Consider the following 12,533-nt stretch of genomic DNA (forward strand, 5'->3'; position numbering starts at 1 on the left):
GGCGCCGGCGGGTGTCGCCGGCGCCCCCGTTGCGGGCTTCGGTGCCGCTACGCGGCGGTCGGTGCCGAGGCCGCCTGCTGCTCGCGGACGCGCTGGGTGTGACGCACGATCTCGGGCTCCTTCTCGCGCAGCAGCTCGTAGAGCGGGGCCTGGAAGAAGATCGTGGACAGGGCGCTGACGATGATGCCAACGAACAGGGCCAGCGACAGGTCGCGCAGCGTGCCGGCGCCCAGCAGGAACGCGCCGATGAACAGAATCGAGCCGACCGGCAGGACCGCCACGACGGAGGTGTTGATCGAGCGCACCAGAGTCTGGTTGATGGCCAGGTTGACCTGCTGGGAGAAGGTGCGCCGGGTCTGCCCGAACAGGTTCGCGGTGTTTTCGCGGATCTTGTCGAACACCACCACCGTGTCATAGAGCGAGTAGCTCAGGATGGTCAGGAAGCCGATGATCGCCGAGGGCGTGATCTCGAACCCGGAGAGCGCGTAGATGCCGGCGGTGACGATCAGCACCGTCAGCAGGCCGGCGATCGCCGCCAGCGACATCTTCCACGTGCGGAAGTACGCGGCCATCAGCAGCGCGACCAGCACCACGAACGTGACCAGGCCGATCAGCGCCTGCTTGGACACCTCCTGGCCCCACGTCGGGCCGATGAACGTGGAGGTGACCTCGTCCTTGGTGACCCCGTAGGACGTCGCCAGCGCCTCGGCGACCTGCAGCGTCTGGTCGTCGCTGAGCTTGTCCGTCTGCACGCGCATGGTGTTCGGCGCGATGTTGGTCACGCGCGGGTGGTGGTCGGGGGCGGCGGAGAGCACGGCTGCCTCGCCCGGGCCCACGGCCGTGTCGGCCACGGAGGAAACGGTGAACTCGGAGCCGCCGCGGAACTCGATGCCCAGGTTGAAGCCGCCCTTGGCGATCGGGACGATCAGCGACAGGAGCACCAGCAAGCCCGCGATGGAGAACCAGAGCTTGCGCCGGCCGATGAACTGGTAGGAGCGCTTGCCCGTGTAGAGCTCGTTGCCCCAGGTGGCGAGGTTAGGCATTGTCGGTCTCCTTCACGGACGAGCCTGCGGCCTGTTCCGCCTTGCGGCGTTCGGCGATGGTCTGCCGGCGGGCGGCCTCGTTGGTGGCTGCGGCGTTGCGCTTGGTGCGCGCCTGGCCGGCGTCCGCGCTGTAGCGGCGCACCTGGCCGGCCCCGCGGTAGAGCGGTTCGACGCCCATCAGCGACGGGTCCAGCCCCGAGAGGCGGTGGCCCTCGCCGAAGAATTTGGTGCGGGCCAGCAGCTGCAGCACCGGGTGGGTGAACAGGAACACGACGATCAGGTCGGCGATGGCGGTCAGGCCGAGGGTGAACGCGAAGCCGCGCACGTTGCCCACGGCGGCGATGTACAGCACGACGGCGGCCAGCAGGTTCACCGCCTTCGAGGCCAGGATGGTGCGCTTGGCGCGCTTCCACCCGGTTTCGACGGCGGAAGGAAGGCTGCGTCCGTCGCGCAGTTCGTCGCGGACGCGCTCGAAGTAGACGATGAACGAGTCGGCGGTCAGACCGATCGCCACGATCAGGCCCGCGACGCCGGCCAGCGAGAGCCGGTAGTTCTGGGCCCAGCCGAGCAGGGCGATTGCCGCGTAGGTGAGCACGCCGGCCACGACGAGCGAGGCCACGGTGACCAGGCCCAGCAGGCGGTACTGGAAGAAGGAGTAGATCGCCACCAGGCCCAGGCCGATCAGGCCCGCGACGATGCCCATGCGCAGCTGGTCGGCGCCGAGGGTGGCGGAGATCTGCTGCTCAGACTGGATCTCGAAGCTGATCGGCAGGGCGCCGTACTTCAGCTGCTCGGCCAGTGCGCGGGCGCTCTCCTCGGTGAAGGAGCCGGTGATCTGGGCGCGGCCGTCGGCGATGACGCTGTTGGTGGTCGGCGCGGAGACGACCTGGCCGTCCAGGACGATCGCGAACTGGTTCTGCGCGCCGGTCTGCTGGACCAGGCGGGTGGTGACGTCGGCGAAGCGCGTGGCGCCGTCGCCGTTGAAGACCAGGTTCACGGCCCACTGGCCGGTGGAGTAGCCCGTGGAGCCCTGCGTCATGCCGAAGGAGGCGTCCGCGATGTCGGTGCCGGGCACCTCGACCGGGCCCAGGATGTACTTCGCCTGGGTCCCCGGCTCGCAGGCGATCATCGGCTTGGCCGGGTCGCCGGAGGTGGTTTCGCCGCTGAACAGCTCGGTGGTGCAGTCGTGGGCCTCGAAGGCCTTCCAGAGGTCGGCGTCGATCCAGTTGGTGTCCGAGGCATTCGCCGGATCGGCGGTCGGTTCCGGGAGGTCCTTCTCGGGGGTGCGGTCCGCCTCCGGGGTGGCTGCCCACGAGCCGGAGGCGATGACCGGGCGGAACTCCATGTTGGCGGAGGCCTGGATGAGCTCACGCGTCTTGGCGTCGGGGACGCCGGGCATCGACACCACGACCTTGTTGCCGGACTGGGTGCTGATCTCCGCCTCGGACACGCCGGAGCCGTCGACGCGCTGGCGGATGATCTCCACGGCTTGGTCCAGCTGCTCCTGCGTGGCCGCGTCCCCGCCCTGGACCTTGGGGGCCAGGATCATCTGGGTGCCGCCCTCCAGGTCGAGCGCGAGCTTCGGGGACCAGGTCGTCTTGGCGGTGGCCACACCGGTGGCGAGGATCGCTCCGCAAAGGATGAAGATCACGCCGAGCCACAGCAGCGCACGCCGGGCGTGCCTGATCGGGCCAGTTGTTGACATCGTGGGACTTTCTACTCGTGGCGTCCGATGCCGGGCATCGGGACGGTGGCATGGGTCCGCGCGGCACCCCGTCGGGATGCCGCGCGGGGCGGCCTACTCCTTGGTGGTGCCAGTGCCGGTGGTGTCCGTGCCGTCCAGGCGGCGGCGGGTTTCCTCCGGGGTCTCCTGGGCGTACCCCTCCACGGCCGGGGTTTCCCGGACGTAGCCCTCGGTGGCCGGAGCCTCCTCGGCGATCGCCTCGGCCGGGGCCTCCTGCGGGACGACCTTGCCGATGGCCTGCGCGTGGACGGTGGCGGTGTTGCCCGGGGACAGCTCCAGGACGATCTTGTTGTTCTCGCTGTCGATGGACAGGACGGTACCGAACAGGCCGAACTGGGTCATGACCTCCGCGCCCGGCGCCAGCTCGGACTTGAGCTGCTCCTGGGCCTTCTGGGCCTTCTTGCGGCCGCGGAACATCATGAAGATGAGGAAGGCGAAGGCCGCGAGCAGGATGAGCGTCATCGGGTCGAACCCGGAGCTCGGCGCGGGGGTCGTCTGGGCCAGTACTGTCGTGGTCACTGAGGGCTACCTGTTTCCTGTGTGGAGTGATGGGCCCGGCGCCGCAGGCGGTCACGGCGGGGCAGGCAAGTTCCCAGTGTATAGGCCGTTTCTGAACGCAGCCTTGGACCCGGCGACGCCGTCCTTAACGTTTCGCCCAGTCAGCCCGCCACGGCGGCCCGGCCCGGCCCCGCGGGAGCCCCTCCCGGTCCGCGGGCCTGGCGGGGCCCTGCGCGGACGCTAGTCCTCCCCGGCGTCCCCGTCCGTGTCGAAACCGAAGGTGCCCTGGCCCGCTGCCAGCACGGCGTCGGCGGGCATGGCCAGCCCCAGGTGGGCCCAGGCGGCGGCGGTGGCGATGCGTCCCCGCGGCGTGCGGCCCAGCAGGCCCTCGCGGACCAGGTACGGCTCGGCGACGGTCTCCACCGTCTCGGTCTCCTCGCCGACCGCGATGGCCAGCGTGGACAGGCCCACCGGCCCGCCGCCGAACTTGGTGCACAGCGCGTGCAGCACGTTGCGGTCAAGCCGGTCCAGCCCGCGCGCGTCGACCTCGTACATGTCCAGCGCCTCGGAGGCGCCGCGGGCGTCGATCTGCTCGATCCCGTGCACCAGGGCCCAGTCTCGCACGCGGCGCAGGAGCCGGTTGGCGATGCGCGGGGTGCCGCGGGAGCGCCCGGCGACTTCGGCGAATCCGGCGGAGTTGACCTTCATGTCCATGAGCATGGCCGAGCGGCGCAGCACCAGTTCCAGTTCCTCGGTCGCGTAGAACTCGAGGTGCCCGGTGAACCCGAAGCGGTCGCGCAGCGGGCCCGGCAGCAGGCCGGCGCGGGTCGTCGCCCCAACCAGCGTGAACGGGGGCAGCTCCAGCGGGATGGCGGTGGCGCCGGCGCCCTTTCCGACGATGATGTCGACGCGGAAGTCCTCCATCGCCATGTAGAGCATTTCCTCGGCGGGGCGGCTCATGCGGTGGATCTCGTCCAGGAAGAGGACCTCGCCCTCGCTCAGCGAGGACAGGATCGCGGCCAGGTCGCCGGCGTGCTGGATGGCGGGTCCGGAGCTGATGCGCAGCGGGGCGTTCATCTCGGCCGCGATGATCATCGCCAGGGTGGTCTTGCCGAGCCCGGGCGGACCGGACAGCAGGACGTGGTCGGCGGTGCGGCCGCGGATCTTGGAGGCCTCCAGGACCAGGGAGAGCTGGCGGCGGACGCGCTGCTGGCCGACGAAGTCGTCGAGGTTCTTGGGGCGCAGCGCCGACTCGAGGGCGCGCTCCTCGGGTTCGCTGGAGGAGGCGGTCAGCGGCTGGCTCTCGGTCACGGCCGGCTCCTAGCGCCCGGCCCGTGCGGTGCCGCGGCCCAGTCCGCGCAGGACCGTGCGCAGGATCTGGCCGACGTCGCCGCCCTCGACGGCGTCCGGTTCGGCCTCGACGGTGGCATCGATGGCCTTGCCGGCGTCCTTTTCGGTCCAGCCGAGCCCCATGAGCGCCTCGAGCACCTGCCCCTTCCACGGCTGGTCGGCGGTGCCGCCGGCGGCCGTGGTCGGCTCGCCGGTGGGCACGAGCTTGCCGGCCAGTTCGAGCACGATCCGCTGGGCGCCCTTCGGACCGATGCCCGGGACGCGGGTGAACGCCTTGACGTCGCCGGTGGTGGCCGCGACGCGCACGTCCTCCGGGGTGTGGACCGCGAGGATCGAGAGCCCCAGCCGGGGGCCGATCCCGGAGACGCCGGTGATGACCTCGAAGACCTCGCGCTCGGCGGCGTCGGAGAAGCCGAACAGCGTCATCGAATCCTCGCGGACCACCATGGAGGTCTCGACCGAGGCCTCGCGGCCCACATGCAGTCCGGACAGGGTCCGCGGGGTCGCCTGGACCAGCATGCCGAAGCCGCCGACGTCGATGACCGCGTTGTGCAGGCCCACGTGCCGAACCGTGCCCGTCAGGGAAGAAATCATGCCCTAGCCATCCTTCGGCGTCGTGCTGGCTGGCCGGTTCCGGCCGCCATCCGAATATATCTACGAATAGGGTACCGGGTCAGTGCCGCCGGCGGGTACCGGCACGCCGCGCCTTCGCCTCGGCCTCCGCCCAGGCGCGCTGCGCGCCGGTCAGTCCCGCGGAGCCGCCGTGGGCGGAGGCCGAGGCCTGGGACCCGGGCGCGGCCCCGCGCCAGCCATGCGTGATGGCCAGGGCGACGGCATCGGCCGCGTCGGCGGGCTTGGGCGGGGCGTCCAGGCGCAGGATCTTGGCCACCATCTTGCCCACGGCCGCCTTGTCCGCCTGGCCGCTGCCGGTCACCGCGGCCTTGACCTCGGTGGGGGTGTGCAGCGCCACCGGGATGCCGCGGCGCGCGGCGGCGGCGATCACGATTCCGGACGCCTGGGCGGTGCCCATCACGGTACTGACGTTGAGTTGGCTGAACACCCGCTCGATCGCCACGACGTCGGGCTCATGGCGGTCCAGCCAGGCGTCGATGCCCTCGGCGATGGCGAGCAGCCGTTTGTCCAGCGGGACGTCCGGCGGCGTGCCGACCACCGTCACGTCCACGAGCGTCGCGCGCCGGTTGGTTTCGACGTCGACCGCGGCCAGTCCGCACCTGGTCAGGCCGGGGTCGACCCCGACGACGCGCAACGCCATGGAGGACTAGTCCTCCTCGAGCTCGGCGAGGACCTCGGCGCTGATGTCGGCGTTCGAGTAGACGTTCTGGACGTCGTCCAGTTCCTCGAGGGCGTCGACCAGCTTCAGGAACTTGCGGGCGGCGTCGGCTTCCAGGTCCACCTGCATCGAGGAGACGAACTCGACCTCGTCGGTCTCGTACTCGATGCCGGCCTCCTCGAGCGCGGCCACGACGGCGCGCAGGTCGGCGGGCTCGGAGTGGACCTCGAAGTTGTCCCCGGATTCCTTGACCTCGTCGGCGCCGGCCTCGAGGACGGCCATGAGGACGTCGTCATCGGTCAGCTCCTTCTTCGGCAGCGCCACGACGCCCTTGCGGGAGAACATGTAGGACACCGATCCGGGGTCGGCGATGCTGCCGCCGTTGCGGGTCACCGCGACGCGAACCTCGGAGGCGGCGCGGTTCTTGTTGTCGGTGAGGCACTCGATCAGCACGGCGGATCCCTGCGGGCCGCGCGCTTCGTAGATGATCTCCGCGTAGTCGACGACCTCGCCGGTCAGGCCGGCGCCGCGCTTGATGGCGCGGTCGATGTTGTCGTTGGGCACCGAGGTCTTCTTGGCCTTGGAGACGGCCAGTTCGAGGGCCGGGTTGCCGGAGAGGTCGGCACCGCCGGCGCGGGCCGCAACTTCGATGTTCTTGATCAGCTTCGCGAAGGACTTGGCGCGCCGGGCGTCAATGACGGCCTTCTTGTGCTTGGTGGTTGCCCATTTGGAGTGGCCGGACATGCTTACGCTTCTCCTCTGATCATCTGGATGAATAGTTCGTGGATGCGCCGCTCCCCTGTGACCTCGGGATGGAACGAGGTGGCGAGCAGCTTCCCCGAACGCACTGCGACAATTCTAGCCGCGCCCGGGGCCTGCGCCGCGGCGGACGTCCCGGAAAGCGCCACGCTGGCGAGCACCTCGACGTCCGGACCGATGCTTTCCACCCACGGCGCGCGGATGAACACCGCGTGCACCGGGGCCGCCTCGGCGCCCGGAACGACGCCGGGCAGCTTCTCCAGCCCGGCGAAGCGCAGGTCCGTCTCGAAGGAGTCCACCTGGCGCCCGAACGCGTTGCGGCGAACCACCATGTCGATGCCGCCGAAGGTCTGCTGGCGGTTGCCGGCCAGGTCGGTGGCGGGGTCGGCGAGGGTGTTGGCGAGCAGGATCATCCCGGCGCAGGAGCCGTAGACCGGCAGTCCCTCGGCGATCCGGCGCTTGAGCGGCTCGGCGACGCCGAAGGCGCGGGCGAGCTTGTCGATCGTGGTGGACTCGCCGCCGGGCAGCACCAGCCCGTCCAGGCCGTCCAGTTCCTCCGGACGGCGCACGGGCACCGCGTCCGCTCCCCCGGCGGCCAACGCCGCCGCGTGTTCGCGGACATCGCCCTGCAGGGCCAAGACACCGATTTTCAGCACGAATCGTCGCTTCCTCCCGGCGCGCGGCCGGGCGTCGCGCCGCAGAGAAGCGGCGCGTGGGTTGATGGGGACCGCGCCCAGTTTATGCGCTGGGCGGCGGCGGTCCGCACCGGGGCGGTTTTCCGTTGCGTTTCCGAAGGACTCGCGCGCGGCCACGGGGCGGTCCGGCCGGGCGGCGCGGGACGCCTTGGGAGCGGCGGGTTACGGGACTGCGCCTTCCGAAACCCCGGCTTCCGAAACCGCAGTCTCCGGAACCGCGCTTCCGGGCACCCAGGCCGCGGCGCCGTCGTCGTCCGCGCCGCGGGCGTTCACCGTCGCCGTCGTGCGGGCCAGGGATGCGGCGTCCTCGGCCGTGCCGGTGCAGGGATCGGCCGCCGGCAGGGCGCACCAGCGCGCCGGTGAGCGTGCCATGATGTGCGCGGCCCAACGCGGATCCCCGGCCTGCCATCCGCCGGCGGCGCGCGTGAAGCGCAGCTTCACCGTCAGCCCCTCGCGGTTGACCGCGAGGTCGGTCGCATGGGCGGCCACGCTGTTGCCGAGCCCGTAGGCGATCCACACCCCGGCGTGCTTCTCCAGCGGCAGGACCGAATGCGTGTGGTGCCCGTAAACGAAGTCGAACTCGCCGCTCTCGGCCAGCGCGCGGGACACCTGCACCTGCCGCGCGCTGGGTGTGGAGGAGTACTCCACGCCGTCGTGGAGTGCGGCGAGCACGATGTCGGCACCCGCCGCGCGCGCCTGCCGCGCCTTGGCGACGAGCCGGCGCGTTTCGATCAGGTCCACCCTCCAGGCGGTGTCGGCCCGCAGCCCGTTGAGCCCGTACGTGGCGGCGACGATGGCGATCCGGGCGCCGCCGGCGTCCACGATGAGCGGCCGGGCCGCGGCGGCGGAACTGCGGTAGGACCCGGTGTGGGCCAGGCCCGCATCGTCGAGGGTGTCCAGGGTACGTTCCACGCCCGCGGTCCCGGCATCGACGGTGTGGTTGCTGGCGGTGGTGCAGGCGTCGTAGCCGGTGGCCTTCAGGGCCGGGGCGATCTGCGGCGGGACCGTGAAGCTGGGGTAGCCGGAGTACGGTCCCCCCTGCGGGGCCAGCGGGGTCTCCAGGTTGCAGACGGCCAGCTCCGCCTCCACGAGGAAGGGCCGCAGGCCGGACAGCAGGGGCCTGAAGTCGTAGCTGCCGCCGCCGTCGCGCTTGGCCTGTTCCCACAGCGCCGGGTGCAGCAGGACGTCGCCGGTCACCACGACGTCCACGCAGTCCGCGGGGGCGCAGTCGGCGCCCTCCGGCGACCCCGGCGCTTCGACGGTCGGGGCTTCAGCGGCCGGCTTTTCGGAGGCAGGGGTTTGCGGGGAAGCCGTTCCGGGAACCGCCTCCCCTGCGCCAGGCGCCGCCGGCGCTTCGGATCCAGCAGGATTCGAGACTGCTGGATTCGAGACTGCTGGATTCGCCCCGGGACCCGTGCAGCCGGAGAGCGTGGTGGCGGCGGCCAGCGCCGCGGCCACCACTGCGGCCTTCACGGCGCGGGGGAAGGCGTTGGTGGATTCCCCAGGAAACCGGACAGCCCGGCATTCACCGGCTGCCGGCAGCCGGCCTCGTTCCCTGCCCATGCCACCCCGTTCCCAAGCCTCACCCAGCCCCGCTCCTTCACAGGAAGACACATCCGGCCTTCGCTGCCCTTCCGGTCGCTGCTGCCCTGTCCCATTTGTGGGCCCTGCCCCGCCGTCGCCGGCCGGGCCTGTCCCGTGTCCACCCTACGATCTGCCGGCCGATCCACCACCCGATCCGCCCTCGCCCGATCCACCCTAGGCCGGCCCTGCCCCCATCACGTGCCTACAACACAACCGTGTGACAGGCTTGGTCCATGACGCACGCCTCCATGGCATCGAATCCGCTTCCCCAGCCCGATCCGCCGCAGGTTTCCGGTGCGCACCCGGGTTCCACGCCGTTGTCAGGGCCCGATCAACCGTTGGGGCCCAATCCGCTGCTGGAGCCCAGCGGGCTGCCCTTCGGGATCCCCGACTTCTCCGCCGTGGCGCCGGAGCACTACCTGGAGGCCGCCAAGCAGGGCGCCCAGGAGCACCTGGCGGAGCTGGCGGCGATCGCCACCGACCCCGCGGCGCCGACCTTCGCGAACACCTTCGAGGCGTACGAACGCAGCGGCCAGCTGCTCCGCCGCGCCGCCATGGCCTTCGGGACCGTCAGGCCCGCCCACGGGACCGCGGACCTTTTGGAGGTCGACGCCGCGTTGCAGCCGCTGCTCTCCGCCCACCGCGACGCCGTCCACCTGGACCCGGCGCTGCACGCCCGGCTGGCGTCGCTGGACACCACTGGGCTTGACGCCGTCGAACTGGATGAAGAGCAAGCCCGCCTGGCTGAGGAGACGCTGCGCGACTTCCGGCTGGCCGGCGCCGACCTCGACGACCCCGAAAAGGAGCGGCTGCGCGGGCTGAACGCCCGGATTGCCGAGCTCTCCACCGACTACTCGCGCCGGCTGCTCGCCGGGATGAACGCCGCGGCGGTCCACTTCGGCCACGCGGAGGAACTTGAGGGCCTGGATCCCGCCGAGATCGCCTCCGCGGTGGAGGCCGCCCGCACGGCCGGCCACCCGGACGGGTTCCTCCTCACCCTGGTCCTGCCGACGGGGCAGCCAGCGCTGGAACGCCTCCGGCTGGCGGCCTCCCGGCGCCGCCTGTTCGAGGCATCGCTGGGCCGCGGCATCGGCGGCGAGCACGGCACGCTCGGCGTCGCCGCGGAAATCGCCGCGCTGCGGGCCGAGCGCGCCGGGCTGCTCGGCTACGGCAGCCATGCCGAACTGGTGCTGGAGCGGCAGACCGCGCCGTCGTTGGCCGCCGTCCGCGACAGGCTGGCGGAACTGGTGCCGCCGGCCGTGGCGAACGCCCGCCGCGAGGCCGCCGTGCTCGCCGAAGCGGCAGGGCACCCGGTGGAGCCCTGGGACTGGGCCTACTGCTCCGCCGCCGTGCGCCGCGACCGCTACGCGGTGGACGCCGCGGCGCTGCGCCCGTGGTTCGAGCTCGAATCGGTGCTGCACCGGGGCGTGTTCGCCGCCGCCACCGCGCTGTACGGGATCACGTTCACGGAGCGGACCGACCTGCCGGCCTACCATCCGGACGTGCGCGCGTGGGAGGTGTCGGAGGAGGACGGGAGCCCGCTGGGCCTGTTCCTGGGCGACTTCTTCGCCCGCCCGACCAAGGCCGGCGGCGCCTGGATGAACTCGCTGCGCGACGGCGCCTCCCTGCTGCGGGAGCGGCCGGTGGTCACCAACACGCTGAACATCGCGCACCCGGCCGGCGGCGGGCCCGCCCTGCTGGGCCTGGATGAGGTCAACACGCTCTTCCACGAGTTCGGGCACGCGCTGCACGGGCTGTTCTCCGCGGCCCGCTACCCCTCGCTGGCCGGCACCTCCGTCCCGCGCGACTTCGTCGAATACCCCTCCCAGGTCAACGAGATGTGGGCGCTGTGGCCCTCGCTGGCCGCCGGGTACGCCCGCCACCACCTCACCGGGGAGCCGCTGCCGGAGGATGCGCTGGAACGGATCAAGGACGCCGCGCTGTGGGGCGAGGGGTTCGCGACCACCGAATACCTGGCCGCCACCGTGCTGGACCTGGCCTGGCATTCGCTGGCGCCGGGGCAGGCCGTGGAGGACCCGCTGGGCTTCGAGGACGAGGCGCTGCGCGCGGCCGGGTTCGACCCGGACCTGGTGCCGCCGCGCTACCGCACCGGCTACTTCAAGCACATCTTCGACAGCGGCTACGCGGCCGGCTACTACTCCTACATCTGGAGCGAGGTGCTGGACGCGGACACCGTGGAGTGGTTCACCGAGCAGGGCGGCCCGGTCCGCTCGGCCGGCACCGTGTTCCGCGCGGAGCTGCTCTCCCGCGGCAACACCCGCGATCCGCTGGAGTCCTACGTGGCGTTCCGCGGCCGGGAGGCGCGGATCGAACCCCTGTTGCGGCGCAGGGGCCTCGCTCCAATCGAGACCGCCCCCACCGGGCCCGCGCCGGCGACGCCCGACGGTCCACCGGCGCCATGAGCACCATAGCCCGGGCCCAGCGGGCCTTCGAGGCTTGGCTGGACGACCTCGCCGAAGCCACCGGCGGCAAGCATTTCACGACCTTCGGCTGCCGCTGGGTGTGGCTGCCAACCCGGCGCCGGCTGATGCTGCTGTTCCCCGACGCGCCCGCCGCCGCGGGCCTGCGGCCGGGGCTGGCCGAAGGGGCCCGGCTCGGTGCCGTCGAGGTGCACGCCTGGCTCAACGCCGGGGTGCGGGGACATGAGCTCGAGGACCTCGGCTTCACCGAGCAGGCCCCCCTGCTGTGGCATGCCGGCATCCCCACCACCACGATCCCGATCATTCGCCCCATCCAGGAGTCTCCAGCCCCCGCGCCTTCCGCCCCGGATCCTTCCGTCCCGGAGCCTTCGGCCCCGCGGTCCGGAACGGCCGGCCCTGCTCAGCCGCAAGCTCAGACGGGAGCGCGGACGGGGGCGCCGCCGATGCCGGGGAGGGCGCCCCGTTCGGTGACGCACCCCTTGGGCGCCGCGGACGAGCTGCCGGGCGGTTTGACCGTCCAGCTCGGGGGCCGGGTGGCCGAGGCCCGCGGGGCCGACTCCGCGGAACTCGCGGTCGCCGACGGGCGCTGGCCGGTGCTCCACGCCACGGTGCGCACCGCGCAGGGACAGGCCGTGGGGCACGGTTTCGCCAGGACCGGCCCGGACGGGCTGGTTTCGCTGCACGCGGTGGCCGTCTCCCCCGCGTACCGCCACCAGGGGGCCGGCAAGGCCCTGGTGCGGGCACTCACGGCAGGGGCGCCGGAGATCGTGGCCGCGGCGGCCCCGGCCGCCACGCCGTTCCTGGAGGCCTGCGGCCTGGGCCTGGTCGGCCGCGGCCGGCACCTGATCCTGAAGTGCTAAGCATTTCCGGCGGCGCTTCCCTGGCAGATTCTGGAAACGACGACGGAGGCCGGTCACCCTCAGGGGTGACCGGCCTCCGTCGTCGTACTTTACTGCTTGGCGACAATCGCGCCAGGCCCTCTTGGCTCAATAAGAGAGCCTGCAGAGGCTCCATGGACGAGGCGCGCCAGCGCCGAGTCCATGGAGAGGCAGGCGAACGTTACCAGCCGCGCTCGGCCAGCCGGTGCGGCTGGGCGATCTCGTCGACGTTGATGCCGACCATGGCCTC

At 71.9% G+C, this 12,533-nt stretch carries 11 protein-coding genes; 2 read left to right on the top strand and 9 right to left on the bottom strand.

Annotated features, from left to right (window positions below; all coding sequences use genetic code 11):
• Positions 1-47: 47 nt before the first annotated feature.
• The 9 genes from secF to ABD912_RS15095 form a co-directional block, all read right to left on the bottom strand.
• Positions 48-1,043 (bottom strand): protein translocase subunit SecF, encoded by a 996-nt coding sequence (gene secF, locus ABD912_RS15055; RefSeq protein WP_345151959.1) that lies wholly within the window; start codon positions 1,041-1,043, stop codon positions 48-50.
• Positions 1,036-2,748, bottom strand: a complete 1,713-nt coding sequence (gene secD, locus ABD912_RS15060; RefSeq protein WP_345151960.1) for a protein translocase subunit SecD — start codon at positions 2,746-2,748, stop codon at positions 1,036-1,038. The genes secF and secD overlap by 8 nt, the downstream gene beginning before the upstream one ends.
• 93 nt (positions 2,749-2,841) lie before the next feature.
• Positions 2,842-3,306, bottom strand: a complete 465-nt coding sequence (yajC, locus tag ABD912_RS15065) for a preprotein translocase subunit YajC (RefSeq protein ID WP_345151961.1) — start codon at positions 3,304-3,306, stop codon at positions 2,842-2,844.
• 219 nt (positions 3,307-3,525) lie between these two features.
• Positions 3,526-4,596: a Holliday junction branch migration DNA helicase RuvB gene (ruvB, locus tag ABD912_RS15070; protein ID WP_345151963.1), complete on the bottom strand. Its 1,071-nt coding sequence runs from the start codon at positions 4,594-4,596 to the stop codon at positions 3,526-3,528.
• Between the two features lie 9 nt (positions 4,597-4,605).
• Complete coding sequence (ruvA, locus tag ABD912_RS15075) at positions 4,606-5,229, bottom strand: Holliday junction branch migration protein RuvA (RefSeq protein ID WP_345151964.1); 624 nt, start codon at positions 5,227-5,229, stop codon at positions 4,606-4,608.
• Positions 5,230-5,308: 79 nt separating this feature from the next.
• Positions 5,309-5,908: a crossover junction endodeoxyribonuclease RuvC gene (gene ruvC, locus ABD912_RS15080; RefSeq protein WP_345151966.1), complete on the bottom strand. Its 600-nt coding sequence runs from the start codon at positions 5,906-5,908 to the stop codon at positions 5,309-5,311.
• Positions 5,909-5,914: 6 nt separating this feature from the next.
• Positions 5,915-6,670 carry a YebC/PmpR family DNA-binding transcriptional regulator gene (locus ABD912_RS15085; RefSeq protein ID WP_345151967.1) on the bottom strand — a complete coding sequence of 252 codons (756 nt, stop codon included), beginning with the start codon at positions 6,668-6,670 and terminating at the stop codon, positions 5,915-5,917.
• 2 nt (positions 6,671-6,672) lie between these two features.
• Entirely contained in the window at positions 6,673-7,341 is a 669-nt protein-coding gene (pdxT, locus tag ABD912_RS15090) for a pyridoxal 5'-phosphate synthase glutaminase subunit PdxT (protein ID WP_345151968.1), read from the bottom strand.
• A 201-nt stretch (positions 7,342-7,542) separates the two neighbouring features.
• Entirely contained in the window at positions 7,543-8,853 is a 1,311-nt protein-coding gene (locus tag ABD912_RS15095) for a CapA family protein (protein WP_345151969.1), read from the bottom strand.
• A gap of 449 nt (positions 8,854-9,302) precedes the next feature.
• Here ABD912_RS15095 and ABD912_RS15100 point away from each other — a divergent pair, with 449 nt between their 5' ends.
• Complete coding sequence (locus ABD912_RS15100) at positions 9,303-11,387, top strand: M3 family metallopeptidase (RefSeq protein WP_345151971.1); 2,085 nt, start codon at positions 9,303-9,305, stop codon at positions 11,385-11,387.
• Positions 11,384-12,265: a GNAT family N-acetyltransferase gene (locus ABD912_RS15105; protein WP_345151973.1), complete on the top strand. Its 882-nt coding sequence runs from the start codon at positions 11,384-11,386 to the stop codon at positions 12,263-12,265. Before ABD912_RS15100 ends, ABD912_RS15105 begins: the two co-directional genes overlap by 4 nt.
• Positions 12,266-12,533 lie beyond the last annotated feature (268 nt).

Origin of the sequence: Arthrobacter ginkgonis (assembly GCF_039540195.1) — a bacterium.
Lineage (GTDB): Bacteria > Actinomycetota > Actinomycetes > Actinomycetales > Micrococcaceae > Zafaria > Zafaria ginkgonis.